This window comes from Acidobacteriota bacterium, assembly GCA_016703965.1.
Lineage (GTDB): Bacteria > Acidobacteriota > Blastocatellia > Pyrinomonadales > Pyrinomonadaceae > OLB17.
This window is the reverse complement of the sequence record JADJBB010000012.1, coordinates 1-24,353: the sequence shown is the minus strand read 5'-3', so window position 1 is coordinate 24,353 and position 24,353 is coordinate 1. Positions and strand designations below refer to the sequence as shown.

9 protein-coding genes, 1 tRNA gene and 6 pseudogenes are annotated in these 24,353 nt (G+C 49.4%); 8 read left to right on the top strand and 8 right to left on the bottom strand.

Annotated features, from left to right (window positions below):
- Position 1: 1 nt before the first annotated feature.
- The 5 pseudogenes from IPG22_06755 to IPG22_06735 form a co-directional block, all read right to left on the bottom strand.
- Positions 2-993 (bottom strand): annotated as a pseudogene (locus IPG22_06755) (DUF3644 domain-containing protein).
- Between the two features lie 3 nt (positions 994-996).
- Positions 997-2,476: pseudogene (locus tag IPG22_06750) on the bottom strand (site-specific DNA-methyltransferase).
- Positions 2,477-2,979: 503 nt separating this feature from the next.
- Positions 2,980-3,764: pseudogene (locus IPG22_06745) on the bottom strand (site-specific DNA-methyltransferase).
- Positions 3,765-3,823: 59 nt separating this feature from the next.
- Positions 3,824-7,628, bottom strand: a pseudogene (locus IPG22_06740) (AAA family ATPase).
- A pseudogene (locus IPG22_06735) lies at positions 7,622-10,678 on the bottom strand (DEAD/DEAH box helicase family protein). The pseudogenes IPG22_06740 and IPG22_06735 overlap by 7 nt, the downstream one beginning before the upstream one ends.
- A gap of 498 nt (positions 10,679-11,176) precedes the next feature.
- Here IPG22_06735 and IPG22_06730 point away from each other — a divergent pair.
- The 8 genes and pseudogenes from IPG22_06730 (at position 11,177) to IPG22_06695 (ending at position 22,305) form a co-directional block, all read left to right on the top strand.
- Positions 11,177-11,914: a sigma 54-interacting transcriptional regulator gene (locus IPG22_06730; GenBank protein ID MBK6587993.1), complete on the top strand. Its 738-nt coding sequence runs from the start codon at positions 11,177-11,179 to the stop codon at positions 11,912-11,914.
- Positions 11,915-11,981: 67 nt separating this feature from the next.
- Positions 11,982-12,575 (top strand): sigma-54-dependent Fis family transcriptional regulator, encoded by a 594-nt coding sequence (locus tag IPG22_06725; GenBank protein ID MBK6587992.1) that lies wholly within the window; start codon positions 11,982-11,984, stop codon positions 12,573-12,575.
- 19 nt (positions 12,576-12,594) lie between these two features.
- On the top strand, positions 12,595-13,947 hold the full coding sequence (locus tag IPG22_06720; protein ID MBK6587991.1) for a hypothetical protein: 1,353 nt from the start codon (positions 12,595-12,597) through the stop codon (positions 13,945-13,947).
- The gene (locus IPG22_06715; GenBank protein MBK6587990.1) at positions 13,844-15,520 is read left to right on the top strand and encodes a hypothetical protein; all 1,677 of its coding nucleotides are present in this window, start codon (positions 13,844-13,846) and stop codon (positions 15,518-15,520) included. The genes IPG22_06720 and IPG22_06715 overlap by 104 nt, the downstream gene beginning before the upstream one ends.
- 152 nt (positions 15,521-15,672) lie before the next feature.
- Positions 15,673-16,050 (top strand): hypothetical protein, encoded by a 378-nt coding sequence (locus IPG22_06710; protein MBK6587989.1) that lies wholly within the window; start codon positions 15,673-15,675, stop codon positions 16,048-16,050.
- Between the two features lie 16 nt (positions 16,051-16,066).
- A pseudogene (locus IPG22_06705) lies at positions 16,067-17,259 on the top strand (DEAD/DEAH box helicase).
- Between the two features lie 637 nt (positions 17,260-17,896).
- Complete coding sequence (locus IPG22_06700) at positions 17,897-19,414, top strand: hypothetical protein (GenBank protein ID MBK6587988.1); 1,518 nt, start codon at positions 17,897-17,899, stop codon at positions 19,412-19,414.
- A 155-nt stretch (positions 19,415-19,569) separates the two neighbouring features.
- Positions 19,570-22,305, top strand: a complete 2,736-nt coding sequence (locus tag IPG22_06695) for a DUF1998 domain-containing protein (protein MBK6587987.1) — start codon at positions 19,570-19,572, stop codon at positions 22,303-22,305.
- Between the two features lie 855 nt (positions 22,306-23,160).
- Here the strand turns inward: IPG22_06695 and IPG22_06690 are convergent.
- From IPG22_06690 to IPG22_06680, 3 genes are all read right to left on the bottom strand, one after another.
- A tRNA-Lys gene (locus IPG22_06690) sits at positions 23,161-23,235 on the bottom strand.
- 17 nt (positions 23,236-23,252) lie between these two features.
- Positions 23,253-23,546: a GNAT family N-acetyltransferase gene (locus tag IPG22_06685; GenBank protein ID MBK6587986.1), complete on the bottom strand. Its 294-nt coding sequence runs from the start codon at positions 23,544-23,546 to the stop codon at positions 23,253-23,255.
- Positions 23,547-23,786: 240 nt separating this feature from the next.
- A complete protein-coding gene (locus IPG22_06680) occupies positions 23,787-24,131 on the bottom strand; it encodes an adenylosuccinate synthetase (protein MBK6587985.1) in 345 nt (114 codons plus the stop codon).
- Positions 24,132-24,353 lie beyond the last annotated feature (222 nt).

Here is a 24,353-nt window from a genome sequence, read left to right as displayed (position 1 = left end):
ATTATTGCCTTTGCCTTTTATACGACTTATCAAATTCGGAAATAATATTAGCGTTATAGAATTTCTTTGACGTGCCGGTCCGTTTACTCGGATCCAAATACCTTTCTTTACAGAATCGTTCATCTTTCTCTAGCTTTTTTCGTATCTTGTGATAGCTATTGTTCACGAGAAAATCAGAATATCGATTCTTTAGCTTGGTCGTGAGATTGTCATAGTCCAATGGATACTTTTCTCGAATATCTTCTTCTGTTAATGTTACTGGCGTGGCGTCCGGATCATTGGTCACGATTACGGGATGTGCATCCACATCTTTCGAACGCGTGAACTTAAGTTGCATGTTAAGCGCGACGGAATAGGCTTCACCCGCCGAACCGGAGCTACCCTGAATCGTTTTTTCCACGAACTCAACGAATTTCTTTTCATCCGGGTTGAGGATCACTGCCTCTACTTCACTGGGATGTTCAACAAACGCCAATGGCATCAGGAAAGGTTATAACGAGAAAGATCGATGCCGAACCAACGGCCAACAAGGGCGATGTAATTTCGGACATTCGCGGTGCCAATTTCTTGAACGTGCCGGGCGATCCTCGAGCCTTTGTTCATAAAATGAATTGCATTATCCCTCACCTCACATAAAAGGATAAGGTTTTCGTGTACAGGCTCTGGGATCTTGTCGCCGTATTTGTCCGTTAAACGCTTCCACGCAGGAAACAGTCCGACTGTGGCATGGGAACCTGATCGATTCTTTTTTCGGTATTTCTTTTCAGACCATGTCCCATCAGCTTTTTTTCGCTTCTCGTATGCAAGAATTACTGCGAGTTTATTGCTTTCAAGCAGAAGCAGTCTCGCTTTGAGCAAGAGTTCCCATGCATTTATTGCAAGAATGGCAAAACTCTCTTCCCTATAAGCAAAGTTCGGCTTGTTATAAATTTCGATGGCTGACAACATCGCGTCGAGAGACTTGTCGGCCATCGTTCGTGATCTGGATTTCATAATCTAAACTCTAAAAACTTTCATCACCTCATCGCCCAAATGGTTGATCACTTTCACGGCGATGCGGCCGCTTTCGGGTTTGTTGAAAGGGCGAGAGATGTCGCTGTTTAGCGTGCTCCATGCTTCTTCGTTGATCTCGGCTTTGAGCGACGTTTTCAGCGACTTGTACGGATCGTTTTGACCTAGGAAATAGGCGTGGCGGACAAAGAAGCTTTCTTCGTTGTAATCGGTATCGATGAACCAGCAGGCGATGCCGTCGGCGCCGTCGCTGCGGACCTCGCCTGATTTCGGATCGAAAACATCGACGCCTTTGACCTTGATCTGTATCTTGTCTTCGGCTGTGTAGATCACGTCGATGTCCGGTTCGCCGAAGATGACGAAAAGGTTTCCCTTTCCGGTGTTCTTGAGTTCGTCGCCCATGTGAAGGTCGGCGTTCATGCGAGCTTTCAAAACCGGAACGCGGCCGAGTTTGTCGAACTCGGATGAATGAGCGTCGTAGTTGAACGCACATGCGATAAGTACGTCGAATCCTGCGTCACCGGCTTCGCGGGCGGCAGCTACGAGATCGGGTCGTGAAACTGTCCCGAATTCGGGGCCGATGAATATTGCGGCACGTTTTGATATGCCGGATTCATTGTATCGAGCCTCCGCGCAAACATAATGGCCGGGCCAGCCGGTCGGGCCTGATGTGAATACGATCTTGTCTTCTTTATGAGCCTGCTGAACGCCAGCTGATTGGAGATTTTCCAAGATCATGGAAACAAAATCCTGACCTTCTTTAGGCCCGCCATTCTTGGCCTGCAATGGATCGACCAACTCGTCGTTCTCATCCATTCCTAAGGTTCTATGCGGAGAAAGGCTTTCGACGGTAAACGGTCCTGCGACGCGGACTTTTTTCTTGTCGTCGTATGGTTTGTCGTAGAGGAATTCAAAATCGGCCTTGGCGGCGATCGAGGCGTCGATCTCTTTTCTGTCTGGCGATGCGGGCCTTCCCACCAGTCATGCAGAAACCCACGGCTTCAACTACGTCACCGACTTCTTCGAGATCCTCCGTCGCCTTACTCTCTTGGTATCTGCCATTCTTGCCAGTCTTTTCCGAGTGCTTGTTGATCTGCACTCGGATTGGTTCGAGGGTTTGCTGCCATTTGTCCCAGATGACATCGATCTCGGAATTGTTCGCAATGGATTTGAGCGTGATGTGCGGAACACGTTCGTAAACAAATCCATGGCGAAGTTTGCCATAAGTCGGTCGGCTTGAAGGAACGGTGCGGTTTGCTTCGCCTTCTTTCTGCTGTCCTTCAACCGAATCGGCCAGCAGATAATAGGATAACGGGACCCATTATCCGGGCACGGGCCAGGGCGAGGCAACACGCGAAGTATCGATTGTTATCCACCGTCGGCCCCATTGCTCGGCTACGTTAGCGGTTGTTCCGGAACCGCACGTAGGATCGAGTACAAGATCGCCCGGATCTGTGGCCATCAATGACAACGCTGGATAACCTGGGATTGTTTGGACGACATAGGTTGCTTGTTTAGAGCTGGAGCGTGTCTTCCCACAAGTTATCTAGTTCTGATAGGAAATCGCGAGAAATAAACATACGTGACACTTCCTGGTTCCACCTCGAGCCTATGCCTTGGATAAGCGGAACCCATGCCCTTGCGGAACGTGGTTTTCCAGCCGCCTTTGCCGGATGATAATTCCTTCCCTGAAAGTCAAATCGTGAAGCTGTCGTTCGAATCGACGCCGCCCGAAGAGAGGCCAACCGGTATACCCTGGATGTGCCTTCTTAGCTACTGGCGTTTGCGTTCACTTCGTGCGCTGCCATCGAATTTCTCAGATTATCATACCCAGTCGGCTTTTGGCGTCCCTGCTGAAACATGGGATATTTGGCAACGCTTGCCTATTCTTGCTGTAATAAACAAATAATCAGTCACATCCCTTCAAAGTTGCTGATCCGGTGGCGTCAGTCTTCCGAAAGTATGTGCTGCAACAAAATTGTCATCGCCAAAAATTTCGTCCATTATCGCGCGAACCCGATGCACATTCTCATCACCGATCTGAACAAATATCGATCCGGAATCGGTGAGAAGATCTCGGGCGACGGTCAGGCGGTCGCGAAGATACGTAGTATGAATGGATTCCGTCGCGCCAAGTGTCGCGGAACGCCTTTACTTGTTCGGGTTCGCGGGTAATGTGGTCGACGCCCCGTCCTTAACGTCGCGGCTGGTGGTTGACCATTGGAAAATTGCTGTTGAACTTGATACCGTATGGCGGGTCGATGTAGATACATTGAACCTGTCCGCGAAGGCCTTCGCGTTCGGCGAGCGAAGCCATCACCTGCAGGCTGTCGCCGAGGATCATCCGGTTCGACCAATTCTGATCGTGCTTGTAAAAATCGGTCTTTGCCGCGTCGTCAATGCCATTGAACGAATCGTATAGATCGGCAAACAACGCGTGCTGTATCTCTTCCTTTTTCCTCAGTCCTTTCCGTCCGCCTCCGCAGATCGTCGATCAGTACTTTCGGATGAACTTTCTCCTGGATATAAAGCGGCGGAGCCTGCACCACCAGATCCGACCAATCCTGCTCGTCCTTCCCCCGCCAAACAAGCTGCGGGTCAAGATCGCGATTTCGCCGCTCATAAGAAACCTGTATCGGCGTCTTGTCCGTGTCAAGCATCACCGACTCATGTTCAGCCGTCGGAATGTTCCGCCGTTTAGCCTCGTCGTGCCGAAAGGTCTCTACCGATTTCTTGATCTTATCCTTTGCCATGTTATTAAAACGCGAAATTTGCTAACGCTTGGGCGGGTAAGTTAACTCGCTGACAGCAATTAGCTTCCTTGTACTACCGAATCGATTAGTGAAGTGATGTCTTGGGACGAAATTCCTCCATTCGGCTCATCCTGCGAAACTATCAGTGTGCCCTTAGGACCACCGCCTTCATCATGCGGAAGAATGCCATTCTCGCGATACCAAACCTTCTTCTCTTCCCAGCGACGCTTGTACGCAGGGTCAGAAAGCATCCCGCAATGCTCCCAGTAATATGTAATGCCCGTGTCATCATCCTCGATCGTGAAATCGGGATACTTCGTAACGCCATCGACGATCAACGGTTCTTCGTAAATATAGTGAACACCTTTTGCGTGGAAAAGATTGGCTATTATGACCTCGGACTTGGACCGAACCGCGTCACCACGGCTTGTTATGTGAATCAAGTTCTGTTCAAGAAACCTGTCGCCGATCTTGATCGGGTCCGGAGCTCCAAACAGATTTGTGAGCCGTGCTGCAGTCGCGGAAAACTCCTCAGAACTAAGTCTTTGTAGATCAGTTGCCGAGCCTTGATGAAGTACGACAACACGCTCCTTTTGACGAGTCAGTGCTGTATACAGCAATTCACGCCATGCCATATTCGGCGATTTTGGTAGGACAAGAAAAACAGTATTGAATTCACTTCCCTGTGCTTTGTGAACAGTAAGTGCGTATGCTAGCTCAATTTTCGCTTCGCCTTCTTCGTCAAAATCGGACTTATAAAACTTGAACTTCGTGCCAGATTGCGTGGAGAACTCGATATCCAGATATTCAGGGTCCCACTTCATCTTGGGAGATCTTCGATGACCAACGACTACACCTATCTCGCCATTCGCGAGATAGCCATTGCCCTCCGGCTCTGGATATATACGCTTTCTGGAAACTGTCCAATTTCGATTATTGATGACCTTGTCCCCATAAACTATCTGTTCGTCGCCCACGGGCTGCGGCACTCGACGTTGCCATTTGGGTACCTGTTCACGCGCCATTTCGAGCTGAGGCGCCATGTAACGGTTGTGCACCAAGCGGTTTATCGAGGTTACACCCCACGCTTTCTGTCTGACCGGTGAAAGGATCTGCCAGGACTCGGCCAATCTTCCCGAGCCAACCTTCTCTCCCCAGGTGGAGTTGTACCATGCAGTTCCGTTCCTATCTAGAAAAGCTCCGAATGTAGCAGCGAAGTTCTGAAATTCTTCTCTGTCGCTCTGGAAGTTTAGCTTGTCGGATAGCTCCGCGAACAACGCATTCTCAAGTTCATCTGCCGTTTCCCACTGAACAAACGACACATTATCGCTCGTCCGTTTTCCTGAGAGGATCTCAAACACCTGATCTTCGCCGGGAGCCATCGACATTCCACCGAACCACGCAGCGAGTTGGAGATCGTCGCGATCACCGGCTCCCTGTCGTCGAGGAACTGTCAGTTCCGCATAGCAGGTCCCGACACGTGGGAAACGAGCTTCAATATCAACAGGCGAGAGTTTTTTGACCACGTCCACGAATGGGCGGCCGGCCCCGATCGGCGGAAGCTGTCGCGGATCACCCACAAATATCAGTCTGTGAACGCCGCTGATCGCTTCAAGTAGGGCTGCCATCATTTCTTCGGTCAACATCGAACATTCGTCGACGATCACGGTTCTCCCAACCTTCTGTCCTTCGGTTCCTGTTAGGAGATAACGGCCCGTGCGTCCGTCATAACGCGGTGGTTTTGACCTGTTGAGAAACTGAGCAAGTGTCAGCGCCTGATAATTCTGAATATGGGCCGTTCGTGCGACCGATTCCATGCGAACACGAGCCTTGCCCGTTGGAGCAAGAAGTAGAATTCCGTCATCACTTATCTCCGGCCGCGAACATAGAACCGACAGAAGGGTCGTCTTGCCAGTTCCGGCTGGTCCGATCAACACGCTAACTCTCGACGATGCAATCTCCTCAAGTGCGGCTGCTTTTTCTTGGCGAGCACGCACCTCCTTGACCCGATCGACTTCATCGTCAGGAAGTGCTTTCAGATGCACGTCAAGCTCTGTCTGCCAGTCTATGTCCAACTTATGCCGAGCAGATTGTGAACGCTTTTCGACTGTTTTCCGAATAAGTTCTCCGACGTCGGCAAGGCGTTCCAGCTGATAAGCGGGGGGCCTCATTCTTCAGGCTAACTATGCGTATTTGGCCTTCAAACTGTTCGTCCTCGGCTACTCCAAGAAGGTCGTTGGTCACCAACGTGGGGTCTTCCTTTCGTTCCTCGTCGCCTTTTCGAAGAGAGATAATAATATCCTCACGAGAACGCAGGGTGTCTCCTTGGTCAGCGGAATGCTCCAGCTCGCGAATGCAAAGAGCTCTAAGCCTTCTGGCATCGACAGAGGTTCTAATTAGTGTCGGCTCCGCTAGTGGAAACTTTTCACGAATAAACTCTGTCGGAAATACGCCACGATCAACGACGCCAATAGATACGGGAAAGAGAGTCAACCGCGTCGCCTCATAAAAAAGATAGGGATTTTCAAGAAAGGCCGAATCGGATAGCTCAATACCGTTGTCCCGACGAGTTTCTGGAGTTGCAAGCACATTTGCATGCTCGTCCGAAAGATCAAGTCGGCTTAGGGTTTGAAGGAATGATCTCCGCTCCTCATTCATTCGCTGCCACGACGCAATTATCGTTCTATCAATATTCCGTGCAAGTTCCTTAGGAAGCACCGAGCCGGGATCATTCAATGCTTGAAACCACACGTCCCATGGATTGCCTTCACCCGCTCTATCGATAAGTGACTGCGCCACGAAATTTCCAAGCGGTATGCCTGTTGCGTTCAACACTGCCCCCAACCCTGGAAAAGCCCCTCGCTTCTTCCAGAGGCGGCCAAGCTCCCGATCGATCCATTGCTGCTGTTTGGAAGTCGAATAGTCCCAAGCTTTCTCAGCTTGTAGCAGTGCGGCTCTACAAGCCATCAACGCCGAGATCGCACCGTCCGTTCCGACGTGTTCGGTTGCATAGGAGAACTCATCAAAATGGTCGTCGGGAGCAAACGCTACTACATCCGACAGATCGAAGGCCGCGCCATTCTCTGCGCGTTCCAACGCTTCGTGATAGGGCATTAGAAACCCATCAACAAAATCAGCACGAATGGAATGTGTAACCATTCTTTCCCATAAATAGCTACGGATTTTTCCCGCTGGATCGCCGTTGTAAGCGTACTCGGTCAAAGGCCCGATAGACATAACTCTTCCGACGCCGACAATCACGCGCCTACCTATCTCTTCAACAAGCGGTATTTGTTTCGCGTAAAAGAAAACTAAGGACTCCTCGACCTTAATGTGGTTCCAGAAACATTGAAGCAAGGCGTCGTGGTTTCTATAGTCCTGCAACCATGCGGAATTGAAATTTAGTACGGGCTCGTTTTGCTCGCTCACGTCTTCCAAGGGGAAGTTTTTTGTAAACCCGCGTTGACCATTCGAATCGCCAAAAACGAACTTTTTATTCATCCAACGAAATGGAAGACCCGCTGCACTGTACGCAGGATGGTATAGAGGAGTGGGTAGAAAATGACTGTGCGTTTCGTTATCGTGCTTAGAATAAGGATGTGAATGCGCGCGAGAGAACGAGAAATCCGCCATGAAGGTGGCCCGTTCCATAACGCACGGTGGATACTCATTTTGAGTAAGATCCTTGATTGACCGGCCGGCGTTACGTTCTTCTATTTCGTCGTTCTTGCTCTCTGCAATATTAACTAATTTAAGGCACGATGAATTTCGGGCTGGTGATGCACAGATAGTTCCATTCCAGCCAGAGTCGTGCCACGGCACACGAATAGAAACATGTTTTAGTGGGAAAGAAATACTCATAATCTATTCTCAGTTGCCTTTTCAATCAGCGTGTTGAACGCCTCCTCAATCTTAGCTTCAAAATCCATCTGCATTTCATATACGTCAGTAAACTCTGCAAATGCCCACCGGCCTTGGGTGCCGAGGTTATTTACACCGGGAACCCAATATGTTTCCATAGTGGACTTTTTCTCTTTTGCATCTTCGCCGCGATATCCCTTTATCTCAACGATCAACCGAAGAGGATCTTCAGCCCCATTTCCGTCGTCGATCAGAACGATGAAATCAGGAATATATTTGCGAATGTCTGAGCCATATCGATACGGCACCTCGAACCCCAGACTTCTATTCTTCACATAAGCAATAACCTTCGGATGCCTTTCGGCAACGCGACAGAACTCCGCTTCCCAGTCGCTATCATAAATGACCCAGTTGAGTTGGCATTTTGGCGGCGGACCGACCGTATCCCAGCGCGTCGTTTTCGACGTCGTGAAATTTACATGCATCGTCGTGCCCGTCGGATTGTACGGGTCAAGCACGGCTTTGACCGGATTGCTCCCTATGTGTGCCCGCGTTATGGCGTGGGTAATGCGCTCACCCGCCATGTCGGCGAGCGTCTTGTATTTTAGTTGGGCCGGATAGGTTCCGCCCTTGCACACGAGATAGCTGTTCAACCAATCAGAGGCAATCCGCTTCAACTGGCCGAAAAGATGCATCTGCGGCTCGCCATCTTCATCCCGCCATTTATTCAGAAGTAAATGCGATGTAAGTTCGTAAACAACCTGCGAATGGCGGACGTCACCGGTATGAGCAAGATTGAGATTTACAGGAGCTCCAATGATGCCTGCGTTCTCCGTCTCTGCAGCTCCGACTAATTCTGGGGTCAGATCCATTCTTGAATCATCATTGAAATTTGCCGTAAGCCTCTCTTCAGGCAATTCGACTCGAAATCCTTTTACACGAGGAAATACGATTTCTAGATGATCGCGTTCTGGTCGTACAGCTTTGACGTGCACGGTCTCACGCGGTGGCTGTGGCGGAGCAACGACCGGTTTTGCTGTAAAGTCAAAAGGAATCCCGAGAACATCCGCATATTCCGTGTTGAATATTCCTTCTTCATTTAATTCGTAGGACTGCCTTCTGAGGGCACGTCCGATCACTTGTTCACAGAGGAGCTGAGTGCCGAAAGCACGAACGCCAAGAACATGCGTAACAGTATTTGCGTCCCATCCTTCCGTCAGCATCGAGACCGAAACAACACATCGAATGTCACCGCCGAGTCGCCCAAACTTGCCAACGGTATTCATCACCTCGCGAAGCAACTGCTGATCCGTTAAATTCTTCGCCGCTTCCTGGTCGCCCGTTCGTTCGACAATCTCACGACGAAACTGGTCGATTTCAACTGAGGCCATCTTTCGGAAATTGTCATCAAGAGCTTCGCCTGATTCCAGCTGTTCGCTGTCTATGAGCAAAGTGCGAGGACGGGCCAATGCATTCCCATAATCGTCATGGTTTCGGAACAATGGCAGACGACCGAATTCAAACTGCGTATCTTCGTTTTCATCGGTTCGTTCGAAGCCGGATATGTAGTCATAAACGAGCTTCGATGTCGACGTATTGTTGCAGACGACGATAAAGCAAGGCGGAACAGCAATTTTGGCTTCCTGCCACAGATCGAACGTCTTTTTGTAATGTCCGTAGAGTGCTTCAAGTGCAGTCTGCAGCTGTGGAGGAAGATCGCGTGGATCGAGAGTCTCGGCCTTACCGCGTCCCTTCTTCGGCATATGACTTCTGATATGCTCCCAAAGGTTACGAAACATCGGCATTTCATCGCCGGGAATGTTATCCGCGACAGGTACTCGAGGAAGTTTAACGATGCCGCATTCAATCGCATCCATCAAAGAGAAATCACTCATCGTCCATGGGAATAGAGTGCCTTCTGCATACCCTGAGCCGCGCAAGAAAAAAGGAGTCGCCGAAAGGTCCATCACACGACTCACTCCGAGCTTACGTTTCACAATCTCAATTCCGCTGATCCAAAGTCTTGCAGCCTCGTTGTTCTTTTCGGCTTCTTTCTTTTCGTCACCTTTGAGTTTTTCTGCGTCTTCTGTGTGCCGCTTTTCTCAATAGCAATCATGAGCTTCATCATTTATAACCAGAATATTCCTAATCCCCATCAGCCCCGGCATAACACGCTGAATCATCTGGCCTTCAGTCTCTGTCGTGTCCAGATCGGGACCCCGTCCTTTCAGCAAAGAACGTCCACCTTTTGAAAGTTCCACTCGTTCACGGAGTTTGAAGGCATGGTAATTCGTAATAACGATCTTCGCCCTTTCGATATCCCGGAGCATTTCAGATGGGATTAATTCACGGGTCTTGTAATAGCTATCGGGATCATTCGGTTGAAGCACACGCAGACGATCCTTGATAGTAAGTCCCGGAGCGACGATCAGAAATCCTCGTGTAAACTGCCTACTGTTCTCATGCCTCGCAGCGTTAACAGCCTGCCAAGCAATCAGCATCGCCATCACGGTCGTCTTTCCGGCACCTGTTGCGAGTTTCAAAGCAAGGCGGTTTATCTCAGGATTTGCATCGTTGTTGGAATTGGCTAGATGGTCGAGAAACTTCTTTCCGCGCATTCCGAGTTTTGGCGCGACTTCAGTCAGCCAAATTGCTACTTCGACTGCTTCGATCTGGCAAAAGAATGGTCTGATGCTGTTGAACTTATTGTGTCGCCAGTATTGAAGTAGTTGGACAGTTGTGGGCGTCACATTCCAGTCTGAAGGACTTGGCAACTGACGCCAAACGTCAACGTATCCTCGAACCTCATTGATGATCGAGGTCGGATCATATTTCTGCTCGTCGGTGGACAATCCCGTTCCGTCATCAAAAGTAAGTTCTGCTTGTTGTGAACCCTTTCTTTTTTTGGGAGTCGGAATCGGAGTAATAAAATCTGCTCGGCGACGACTCTCTATAATCCTTTGTGTTGGTTGACCGGAAGCGTCAAGTTCCCAATGTCGGCTAGGATAGTCGTACGGAGAATTCAGTATGGGCTTTTCGAAGAATTCTGACATTTCTAATAAGGTGATCCATTACGAATCTTTGCAACCGTAAAAACACTATCTGTAGGATTTATCTGAATATAACATGTACTTCCAACTTTCATAAAGTATGGCCGGATGGTTGCAGATTACAGTTCACAGAAACCGACAGGCAATTACCTGATTTAGCGAAAAGACACCTAATCCCCTCAACATTCTCGCTAAATTTAGAGTTCGCAAGTAAGTCAGCCAAGACGCCTTGCCGGTTTCGAGATCACGCAAACCTAAGCTTCCTTCATCTATCAATCCTTATGCCATCTCATTGTGAAAGCACAATGTAAGGAAACCCAATAGATTTATACTTTGCGTCGAACCATTCTAATGACTATCGCGGTCAGCACCACAAGACTTCTTGTATTTCTACAAATTAGTTTACTATATTCCACAACATGAGAACGCTTTTGGCATGGTTAGGGAAAACTGATATTGATGCGTCCAGAGGTGGACAAATGGGAGGATTGGTCCCATCGCATGCGGCTGCGACTCCGGGTCGATTTCAACCGGATCGAATTGCTTTGCAACTACCCCAAAGCCGACTACTCAAGGTACGCGAAATGGCTTTATAAGCTTGGTTCTACGAGACCGACGATAACGGCCGTTAGACTCACGGACCCTACAGATTATGCCAAGATCTTTGAAGCGGCACGAGAGAAAATCAAAGAAATTCTCAAGTCTGATCCGCTAACCAACCTCACATTTCATTTAAGCCCCGGAACTCCAGCGATGTCTTCGGTATGGCTTTTGCTATCCAAAACGTTCTGTAACGCGGAACTTATTCAAACATCCCAGGAAGAAGGATTGAAGACGGTTTCGTTGCCGTTCGACATTTCTGCCGAATATATTCCTAAGCTAATTCGGCAGGCTGAAATCGCGTTCACTCATCTAGGCGAAGGCGTAGACATCTTTGGCGAGGCCCATTTTCGAAGCAGTCAGATGAATAGTGTTGTCGAATTTTCGCGGCGAGCTGCGATCCTTAATGTTCCCGTATTGATCGAAGGCGAATCTGGAACCGGTAAGGAGCTATTTGCTAGGGGGATTCATGAATCAGGGCTCCGGCGAGATGGCCCTTTCATTACGGTGAACTGCGGAGCGATTCCAGAACAGCTCGTTGAATCCGAATTATTCGGGCACAAGAAAGGTCATTCTCCGGAGCGATCCGAGATCACGATGGCCATTTCGTTTCAGCTAATCACGGAACAATCTTTTTAGACGAGATTGGAGAACTTCCGCTGTCCGCACAGGTAAAAATACTTAGAGTCGTGCGGAAAGCGAAGTGATGCCTGTAGGGTCAAGTGGAACTCGAAGAACGGATGTTCGAATCATCAGTGCGACGAATCGCAATTTGGCGAGCGAGGTAGCTGAAGGGCATTTCCGGGAAGATCTATTCTATCGGTTGGCTGTCCTAGTAATCAAACTGCCTCCCCTCCGGGAGCGCGATGGAGACATTGGGTTACTTATCGACCTCTTTCTCGAAAGATTCAACGATAGTAATGACGGGAAGATATGGGAGGGGAACAAAACATTAACGCCCGGAGCACGAAGTCGGCTCCTGCGGCACACCTGGCCGGGAAATGTCCGTGAACTCGAAAACACATTGAAACGGACTGCGGTCACTGCCAGAGGTACGCGAATTTCCGAAAGCGATGTTGAAAACGCGCTATTTCAGATTGCGAAGAAACAGGATGGCGTCTATGGACGGGCACTAGGAAAGGTTTTGATCTTCAAGAGTTGCTTGGCGAGGTTTACAAGACATTACCTTACTCAGGCGATGAAAGAGGCGAACGATAACAAGTCGGAGGCCGCACGGCTACTTGGGCTGTCGAGCTACCAAACTCTTACTAACTGGCTACTGAAATACAATGTAGAGTGACCTCGTCATTAATTCAAATTTGACCAGCAAGAACCAGTTTGCTCGAAAACGTTTTTGGCCGAACGATGGAACAGTTACATTTGTTAATAACACAAGGAAAAAAATGATACACCCGGAAGTAAATCAACTGAGAGAATGGAAGCAGATTATTCTTCAGCTCAAAGGTCTTGAAAAAGTCGACGGACGCCCACTCTATAAGTATCGTTTATCCACCAAGGAGTTTGACGCCCTTGAAGATTTTCTTACGAATTGGGTCTCCGATTACGGTCAACATAATGATTTCAGCGTGATTGCATCTCAGCCGGGTTTTTCAGACCTTTTCGTTCTCTTTTGCGCTGAATGGTGGCGAAGACGATACACCGGAGAGGGCTTCAAATGGGAGCCAATATTTGCAGATCTAAATATTCCAGCGAACTCGTTAACGCAACAGCAACGCAGCAGATGTGTGGAGAAAGGGTTGAAAAGTTGGGGACTCCCTCTTTCGAGAACTGGTGGCCACACATACATCGGCAGTGTCGCCTCACAAGGCGGATTGCCTATGAAGTTGTTGGCTGATGCACAGGGTGGGATCGGAACTCTCATTAGTAGGGTGTTGCGCCATTCGAAAACCACTTCTGTTTCCTCACAAGATCTCCACGGTTGGATCGAAAGTCTAGAATATCTTCTTCCGAAAAGCTTTCGGCAACCCGCCATCTTTACGCTTATCACTGACATCACTTGGACTGTTTTGGACCTGAAAGAAAAAGCAGGACTTACTTTGGAAAGCAATCCTATAGTTCAACTCGACCGAAAGTTTCCCGATTGGCGTGATCGGTTTCCACTTCCAATTGAAGATAGCGATGCTCAGAAGCTGATCGAGCAACTCATAAAGGAGGCGGCAAAAATTCGGCCCGAACGTCGAACACTTGTTTTACCGGTCGAACGAACACTCGAAATGGTCGAAGATCTTTGGCAGTTACGGTCCAGCATCGAACTCCCTGAGATTATCAATGAAAAGGACCTTTCGGAGCTTTTCAATCTTGATGCGGAGGACCTTCCCCGGTTGGCAGATATCACAGTTTTTACTGGCGATCTGCACACGTCTGCCTCAATGCGGCGACTTGCCGGAAGGGATGCCTATCGCGTGGCGCGGATCCCTTTGGAATTTTCGGGAATTCAGTGTTCGGGGGAACATTTACTCCGCCTAACGTCTCCCGACGGGCGGACATGGACCGCCTCGCCACCGAGGGGATCCGCACTTGACGATGAGTTGCCGTGGCTTTTTGCTAATGACGGAATTCCACTACAGGTTTGTCCGACAAGGAGCTGGAAGCGTCGCTGCTCAGTCAGCATTGGTTGCAATCCCACAAGACTGGAGCCTAAGGGAACTTGATGAACAGACGTCGGTTCAATTCATCGGTACGATCGGGGACCTTGCACGCAGTGCATACACATTTCACGGCCTGGTCCAAGCCGAAGATAATTGCGGAAACGCCTACAAGCTAAGCACTGGTAATGCCGCCGATACTGAGGAAAGTTATGAGTGGGTTGGACGAAGAGTCTGGTATGAATTACGAGGTCCGTTCATCGCATTTCGTGAGAAACCCTCGCTTTATGTGGTTGAAGAAGACGGAACGAAACGAAAAGTCCCCGGTGAAATCAAATACTCAGCAATCGGAACAAGGGAATCTGCGTCTTACGGCCCAGTCGAAGCCCGTTACCCAACGAACGGTGAGATCAAACACCGATCACGGATGTTGATATTGCCCGAAAACTCGAGTCTTCAGATCCAACCAGATGATGCTCATGGCGGAAGAATCATTTTTAACGGCTGGAGGGCAAGCGCGGTAATCACGCTGACACCGAACGTGACATCAGAGTACGTAACTTCTGATGGAACAGTCTTTCTCGACGTGTCGGTTGAACAGGGCACGAAGACGCCGGAAACAATCGGCGTGAAGGTTTTCTGGAGCCACACGCCGAACCCCGTAGAGATACGAGTACCCTTCCCCGCCAACGGTGTTCGTGGTTTTGATCAGAACGGACAAGAGCTCTCACCTCTGGACAAGTTAGCCGTTCAAGATCTTCTGGGAACACGGCTAATTGCGATGGGTCTGGAATCCGGAACAAAGGTTAGATTAAAACTCACAGCAACTGACAAAGATATATCCAGGAAGCACAATATCAAATCGGTGCCTGGAGCGTTGACGACAGAGATTCGCATTGCCGATTATCGACGTGAAATTGATCACCTGCACGCGATAGACGACAACCCGGATTCAACGGTCGGCCTGAACGTGGAAATAGACGGTGAGTCGATGTACCAGTTAAACATACTCCCGTATCAAGTCAGGCCGGAAAGGGATGACGTCAAGTTTTGGATCGAATGTAATTCACGCTTTCTCGTCAGAATGCCATCGTCGGAAGTTCTTGCCCATGCACTTGCACTTGAAAGACCGGGTGAGGAGCCTGAACAACTTCAGAGACTAGACGGAGACAACGGTGGACGGATCTTCTGGAATTTCCATCCTGAGGATCGCGAAGATGGGGCCTGGTTGATTTATCCGCCTAAAGACTCACCCCTCCAATTTCGTCCTATGCTTTGGACCGTGGGCTCAGAAATTGAATCGGAAAGTCAGTACGTTCGAGCTACCTCTACCCCGAACCGTATAGACCGCGAAGCAAGTTTGGACGAATTCATTGAAGCGATTGCATCAGATTTTACTCATCCGGGTTGGATCGATGTTAATCAACTTGCAAATCAGGTCGGGCATCTGCCGCTATCTTCTTTAGATATTTGGCGAAGGTTTGTGCGTTCTTCAAAAGCGATGGCTGCCCTAGCATTGAGATTCAACAATTTTCGAGGTGATTTCCTTGCAAGATTCGACAATGAGCTTCCATTTTCATGGGATACGGTCATTTTCCAGGACTGGAAAGTTGCGAGTGTACGGCTCAGCAACAGATAACCACCTTGTATGGAAAGGAACAAGGGCCAACCATCTTTAGAGCGTTTCTTAAATCGCGAGTTGGAGACGTACGGCCGAACTCGGCTCCTTATTCTATTTGTTTGGGATACTACAGGCAGAGTATTTTGACGAAGAAAAGCAGGAGGCTTCACTTGTACGGAGAATCTTCGATCCGCAAGGGCGACTACCTTTTTAGAGGTGAGAATTCGCAGCTCATGAATTTGAGACGGGGTCATCTTTCCGACGACGAGGAGTGGCCTGTCGGGTTTGACGAGCTTTTGGCGTCGGCACGAAAAGACCCGCAAGTGAAGCCGTACCTGTATTCGGAACGATTAGGTTTTCAAGACGGCGTAATCAATCTGCCACTGATCTTGGCGGCACGAGTTGCTTTCGGCGAAACTAAGGGCTGGTTTTCCGACCCTAAAAACGTCAGCCTTCTGCACGACTACAGATCGTTCGACCCAGACTGGTTTGATGAAGCGTTCAACCTGACGATCGCCCGGTGTTTGGCAAACGGGCTGTTCGACTAACCGAAAAATTTAAGTTATGACAACACACTATTACTCGCACCTGCTACCGATCCTGTCGGACCGTTCAAAACTCGCCGCGACCAGTTGGTACAGATTTGCTAACCCGCCGTTACGTGGTCACATGAACGAAGTCTTTGATCGGCCGTTTGGAGAGCCCGGATCCTTCCTCGCAGACCCCGCATTTGAGGCGGTCTATGGCTGGGAGCCTGGACCCAAGAGCATGAGCGATCTATCTGGAAACTTGCTTACGAGCGCACTTGTTCGTGCTATGGACAAACCTCCCAAGGAATTGATCGCGGATTATCGATTTCCCAGCGAGCAGCACCCTTATCTCCATCAGATTCGTTCCTGGGAAATTCTTGCGCAGGAATCACCTCAGTCGTTGATTGTCGCCAGTGGGACGGGTTCGGGTAAGACCGAGTGTTTCATGGTTCCCATACTTGATCGACTCGTACGACAACGGGAGGAACAGCAAAGCAAGTTGACGGGGTTCGGTTTCTGTTTCTTTATCCATTGAACGCATTGATTAATAGTCAACGCGAAAGGCTCCGGGCGTGGACGCATGAATTTGGAAGTGACATTCGTTTTTGTCTTTACAACGGTAACACTCCCGAAAGCCAAAAGGGCCACGTTCACAATGCTACCCCCAACGAGGTAGTGGACCGTAGGACCCTTCGATCACAACCTCCGCCCATCTTGGTCACAAACGCATCTATGCTTGAGTACATGCTCGTTCGAACTATCGACGCGCCGATTCTGGAACACTCGAGAGGAAAACTTGAATGGATTGTTCTTGACGAGGCCCATAGTTATATCGGATCGCAGGCAGCGGAAGCTGCACTCTTAATCAGGCGTGTATTGTTTGCTTTTGGCGTAACACCCGATCAAGTGCGATTCGTTGCAACATCTGCCACCATAGGAGATCCAAACGGCGAGGCAGGTCAGCAGTTGAGAAAGTTCCTTGCCGATGTCGCCGGGGTTTCAGACGATCGCGTTCATCTCGTTGCCGGTATACGTAGCATTCCGTCTCTTTCGGTAGTCACACCTACGGGAAACGAGTCACTGGACGATTTGAAGAACATCGACGGGTTGAACAAGCCCGATGAGTCATCTGGCCAAAGGTTTGCCACTTTATCTAAGAATAAGACTGCCCGGAAAATACGCGAACAGTTCATAAGCGACCCAAAGATGGTTTTGAAACTTATCTGACGTCACCGCATTACTTGACAACAAGAACGTATCCGGTCGCGGGCGGCAGGTTGACGCCCTCGAATGGCTCGACCTACTTCAGAAGTCGTGACAAGAGTGGTGAGTCATACCTTCCCTTGCGGGCCCATTTCTTTCATCAAACCATATCCGGCTTATGGGCCTGTTCTGATAAAGAATGCTCGGCACGATCAGGATTTCTAGCCCATCCTGACTGGCATTTCGGCCAAGTCTACACAGATCCCCGAAAACACTGCGACTGCGGCAGCCCGGCATATGAATTGGTCACGTGCACGAGCTGTGGAACCGTCCACCTCCTGGCCAGGGTGATTGAGGAGGGTTTGGTTTCTCATCTCGTATCAAAAAGTTCAGTTGACGACTTTGAGCTTGATATCGAACCTGCAGACGCAAACTGATGATCCGAGGATGAAGAGGCGGGAGGAACTACCCGTTTCCAACCACCCAATTCCAGGTTATTGATTGCGAACCCACCATTAGATGGTACCTTGGTCCTATAGATATCGAGCGTGAGTCGCGGGTCATGGGTGATCGTACGGAAACTACCGTCCGGGTCAGAAGGCGTAGAAGAAGACGGGTCCGGTCTTTTTGTCCGGCCTGTAGCGAAACCGATACGAGTTTTATGCCGATCTTTCGAACCTGCCGCATCGGGGCTCCGTACCTCCTTGATGGAATCTTGCCTACGCTTTTGGAATTCGCGCCCGATGGAGATGATCCTGCAAACACGCCATGGCGTGGACGAAAGCTCTTGACGTTTAACGATAGCCGACAAGGTACCGCTCGGTTAGCGGCCAATTTGCAGCAAAGTTCTGAAAAAAGTCGGGTCGGTGCCTTGATCTATCATTTGGTCCTTCGCGAGTCGAACGCAGGCTCATCAGCTGACATCGAGCGGATAAATCGCGATATTCATAGTTTTGAGCAAGCGATCGCAATAGGTCCTAATCCTGTGATCGAAAGTATGCTCGCTGACAAACGCGACGAGCTCAAACGAGCTAGTTCGTCGAACCCGGTTGGATTCCCTAAGCTCGCACAGGAACTGGCTAACCAAGGCCGAGACTTTGTTGACATGCTCGACAGATATCGCAGCTTCGCGCCTACTGTGTTTACACAGGAGAACGGCGCAAGCACACTTGCCAAAACTTTTCTAATAAGAGAAATGGGAAAACGGCGTAAGAGGCGGTTAAATCTTGAGTCGATGGGACTGGTTGCTACAGCGTACCCGGGATTGGAAAAGATTCAACGAGTTTCTGGCTCGGTAGCGGATGCCGCAGGATTCGATGTCAGTAGTTGGCGGGACTTCTTAAAGATCTGCTTGGACTTTTTTGTTCGAGGAGGGGGCTCCCTAGCAATTGACAATGATTGGCGAAGATGGCTAGGACTTCCATTTCCACAAACGTATCTGATTGAAAGAGATGCGCGCGAAAAATCAACACGACAACGTCGCTGGCCTCGGGCCAAGGCGAGCGGCCAAAATACCGCACTGGTTCGTTTACTCGCCTATGTACTCAAAGTTCATCCGGGGGATCCAGAAGGAGCCGATCGAATCGATACAGTACTCGGCGAGGCGTGGGCGGAACTTAAACAGTATGGAATACTCAAGCAGGCTAGTGATGGATTCGTACTTCCGCTCGAAAGCCTCGCCTTTCTTCCAATCGAAAAAGGCTGGTTATGTCCGGTTACGAGACGCATACTTGATGTGACGTTGAAGGGAGTAACACCAAATCTACCGAAGACACCGACACCCGAAACAACAGATTGCGAAGAAATTGAAATACCAATCTTTTCACCCCCATTCTCCGGGGTAACGGATCCACAAGAACAAATCAGGCGTGGACGTGAATGGGCTTATTCAAATCCAGAAATATCCAATTTGCGTGCGTTGGGTATTTGGTCTGATAAAAACGACAGAGTGATTGAACTCGCACCATACTACACCACGGCTGAACACTCGGCACAGCAAGATTCGAAGAAGCTTAAGCGATACGAAGACGATTTTAAGAAGGGTAAAATCAACATACTGTCGTGTTCGACGACGATGGAAATGGGTATCGACATCGGCGGTATCAGTATGATAGCCATGAACAATGTTCCTCCGCATCCCGCAAACTATCTTCAGCGGGCAGGTCGCTGGACGTCGTAGAGAAGCACGATCAGTTGCAACCGACCCTTTGCAAGTCGAATCCTCACGATCAAACCGTCTTCGCTAATAGCCGATGGGCATTTGGCACATCACTGCCTGTACCCCGAGTTGCTCTCGACAGCCGGGTAATCATTGAGCGCCACGCGAATTCCTACATGCTATCTCAATTTCTAAAAAAGCAACTTCAAGGCACCTCAAATGAGCAGATGATCCTTAAAAGCGAAATGTTTTTTCTCGATGAGCCTCCAATGGCAGAGGGATTTGAGGCCTGGTGCAGAAATTTTGATATTGATGTACAAACCGATATCGCCGAAGGTCTGAATTATCTGGTAAAGCGGAGCATTTACGATGGTCAGAATGTCAGACAACTCACGAATAACGCAGCTGATGTAATCAAAAGGATCTTACAGGATTGGAAAAACGAGTGGGTCAGGCTTGAAAAAGAAGAGGCGGACCTTCGGGCTGCGGGAGCCGTAGAAAATGATGCGGTCTTAAAGGCTATTGGTATAAGCAAACAGAGGCAGCAAGATGAGTTCCTGCTCGGCGAACTTGCAGCTAGAGGATTTCTGCCTGCTTATGGCTTCCCTACAAACGTCGTTCCGTTCGACAATCTTACGGTTAGCCAGTACATAAAGGGTCTGAATAGCAACGGGGGACGCGATGACAACAGGTATAAACGCCGCGAACTGCCAAGTCGCAATGTCGCGACAGCCCTGCGTGAATATGCACCCGGGTCGGAGGTTGTGATCGATGGCCTGGTATATCGTTCAGCGGGTGTTACGTTGAACTGGAAAATTCCCGCCGATCAGGAACAGGTCAAGGAGGTCCAAAACATTCGGACTGCCTGGCGGTGCCGTCAATGTGGAGCCAGCGGTTCGGCAGGATTTTCGACGGAGCTGAGCTGCGACAGCTGTGGGGCACCGATCGAAAACCGAATGCCGTTTCTCGAACCGGCCGGTTTTGCCGTGGATTTCTACAACGATGCAACCAACGATGTCTCATCACAGCATTTTGTCCCGGTTGTGGAACCGTGGATAGATGCGGAAGGTGACTGGCTTTCCTTTCCGAATCCCGAATTGGGCCGTTTTCGCTCAACAACACAGGGACACATATTCAGTTATTCCGGCGGTGAATATGGTAAAGGATATGCAATCTGTCTAGAATGCGGACGGGCTGAGCCAGTCATGAAGTTTGGCGAATTGCCGAAAGGGTTCCAGGAACCACACAGGAAGCTTCGACGTCCGAAAGGCGAAGATGTTTTCTGCCCGGGTGGGGATGATCGCTGGAAGATCAAGGAGCTAATGCTAGGGACGGATGGGCACACTGATGTATTCGAGCTTCAAATCAAGAACGAAGCGGGTGTCTGGCTTAATGATCCGGTAATGGCGATGACCATAGCTGTTTCGGTGAGGGATTCTCTCGCAGGACTCATCGGCGTCCAATCAAATGAGTTGGGCTGCGCGGTAAAACCGTCTCGGATAGAAACCGGGAGTCTATGTCAATCAATTTTGATTTACGACAAATTTGCGGCTGGCTATTCGTCCAGAGCAGAGGATTTCCTGAACGATTTGTTCAACAAGGCGTACGATCAACTGAATTGTCCGGCTGACTGTGACAGCTCATGTCCCCGGTGCGTCCTAGACTTCGACCAGCGATTTGCAGCTGATAGGCTTGATAGGAAAAAGGCATTGGAATTCCTGAGTCCGAGATGGCTTACAGGTTTTCGCTTGCCAGAAAATCTAGCGTTCCTCGGATCTAACAGCCAGATGGAACCTCATTCAATCAGTGAATCTATCTGGCGTGCCGTCGTAAGCGGCGGCGTCAACACTGTCCGGCTTTTTGGAGGCGGCAACCTCGCAAACTGGGATGTGGCGGCTTCTCCTCTTCGAACTCTTGCTTTAAGGTTAACAGGTCATAACCTAAAGGTTGAGATCTTCATCCCTGATCCCACAAAGCACATGCTGGATATTTCTAATATCTATCCGTTGGCAAGTTTGTCGGCACATCCCGATGTCGAAGTCACTGCAATAGATGATTTTCCAAAAGCTGGTGATGGATACCTGCTCGCTGAAACCGTTGGTGCGAAAATTGCAAAATGGGCGGTCCGTGATGTGTCGGGGATTGAAGTTAACTTAGGATGGGGCGTCTCAGAAAACTCATTGGTTAAGGCGAAGGACGGAGAAAACCTCAAACTCGCCAGCCACAAACTTTCGATGCAAGAATTGCTCCCGCCTTCCAAATCAGGAGATCGCTGCGTCGACATTGGTGCTGAAATAGACGGACCAGTCCAAGGCTTCGGCAATCGATTCTGGAACATGGTTATGTCAACAGAGAGTCTGGCAGCCGAATTGCTAAATAGTTCGAACGAGAAGATTGTAGGCATTTCGTACAGTGATCGATATCTCGCTAATCCACTGTCGGTGGCTCTGCTAGCACAAATAGTAAAGGGACTCAAGCTCTTGGTTGGTTCTAGATGGGAAGTGACTTCCGCTACTGTTTCACTTCTTAAGAAAGCTGGCAACAGCAACTACTACCCAAATCAACTTTGGCACGACTGGCAGGATATTCTTAGCCGAACGGATGTCATTAAGTTGGTATTCCAATCGATTGGCTTACAAACGTCGGTGAGCGTTTTGGATCATATCGCTAGCATCGAACATGGCCGCCCGCTTCGCATTCGGCTCTCGTCAGAGAGAATTATCGAAGTCCGTTTTGATCAGGGAATGGGGCATTGGCGAATACCACAATCGACTAACTATCAGCTCAGACGGTTCGACTTCAATCTTCCCGCTTCCGATCAGTTCGCACGCCTTAGAACGGTTAACAACTTAGTTGAAGGGCAACAGGCCAATACCCAGGTGTTCTTGAGCGTTCGTAACGACCTTGGTTGAGCGAAGACACGACGTCTTTCACGAACCAAGCTACGTGAGAAATAGTGAGGGCCGCGTCTCCCACACCGCGGCCCTCTTGCGGAACAACGTCGTCGGGCGACGACGTTTTGTTCCAAAATTGATTATAACTCGAATTTACGCCCTTAGTTCTCCGATTGAAGTATGAAGCAAGATATCCGAAGAACTGACGCCGGGATCGGCTAGGCTGAAAATGAACGATGTCCACGGGACATGCTACTAAGGAGCTCTTAATATTCGACGATTTTTCGATAGTATGTCAGAACGCTCACCATTCCGAATAGGTTCTCTTACGGAAATTGAGGTAGTTGGAATCCAAAGAAACCCATTGAGCCTTCGGACAACTGCTTTCGCTAGTTGGCTTCTTTTTGAATCAAACCGTCTTCCAGGCGTACCAATCTGGGTCAATTTTGCTTCAAAGCTCGCCATTTTCTCCTCAAAGTGAGGAATAAATCTTGCAGTGCAGAAAGCACCTATGGTGCATTATGGAAAGTGAGTTTGTTGTTATATCGAAAATCGAATTCGCCACCTTGCTTCGTGAAGTCATTAACGAAGAGATTGAAGCAAATTGGCCCTCTCAAAGCAAAGTAATAGCAATTAAGCAGGAAGACGCTTGGGGCGCGGTTGGGATTACGGATGATACAACACGCCAGGGGGTAGTCCAGGGCGTAGTCCTACTTGCGGGATGGATCCTAGGCTGATATATTTCAATTAAACGCCCTAAAGGACTAAGTCCCAAAATTGTTAAGAAAAAGGTCAAGATTGGTTCAAATAGATACTAAAATAGATAACACGAAAAAGGCGTCCGTGTTGGACGCCTTAACTGTGCAATATTTGCGATCCGGAGCAGGACTCGAACCTGCGACCCAGTGGTTAAAAGCCACTTGCTCTACCGACTGGAGCTATCGGACCACAAACGAGAATAATGGTTAACGATGAATGCATTTTGCAAAGGCCAAAATGCACAATATCGTACGCTTTAGGATTGATGTTGATCGAGTGAAAGCTCCATGCGAATGTCTGGTGCTGGGCGTATATTCCGAATTTAACTCAGTTGGAACTTCCACAAAGCCAAATTTGCGATACAAAGCGAGGCTGGTTGGATGGAGCATGGTGCGATTCGAGAAAATTAGTGGCGTTCCGGACGCCTTCGCGTACTTGATGGACCTCTGCATAAGGTGGTTTGCGATTCCCATACCCTGAAACTCAGTAGCAACCGCCATTTTAGTTAGTTCCAGAACCTCCGTCTTCCGAGGGAATTAGTGCAACCGTGCCCGCCGCGAGGCCAGATACGATCGCCATGAATATCTGACCGCCGGGTGCGATCACGGCCTCACGCGGGTTATCGAGAATGTCGCGATCATGCTTTCGACGGCGAAAACTTTTCGATCCATTCTAGTTCAATGCGGCGAAATCTTCAACCCATTCATCGTTAAATCTAACGATCTCGACTGTCGCAGATCTCATAGTTTCGCTTCAAGCTTTGGCTTCGAACCAGCCTTCCATGACAGACTCTTTGAGAATGATCGTCTGGATCGCGTTCCGGTCCGGTCGATATGAGCCCCATCCACGTCGATCTGATCGGGATAGAAAACGGACATACGGTTGTTTTCCGGCAGCTTGTCGAAATCTGTCGTTCCAACCGTATCGGACATCCAGCCTGACAGCGTCTCGTAGATCGGTTTGATCTTTGTTAACTCACTGGAAACCGCCGGAAATGTATCAACGCGTCGCCCGTCGATCTCGTACCCGACGCATACCTTTGATCTCTTCGAGAGCGTCGAGAACGTCGGGGTTGGTGAGAGCAACAGAATCGAACCCGTTCAGCTCAGCCGTGATAACGTGTCGCGACCGCATCGAACCAACCGCACCGACGCGGCCGTTTTCAGACCGAGCCGTATTCGTTGCCGCGCCGACGAATCAGATCTGCCATATCTTCTTCCGAATCGATCATCTCCGTCGGGAACGGCCCTTTCTCCGACGCGCGTTGCATTATGTGCGGACGATACCCAGAACACCGGTAATATGGT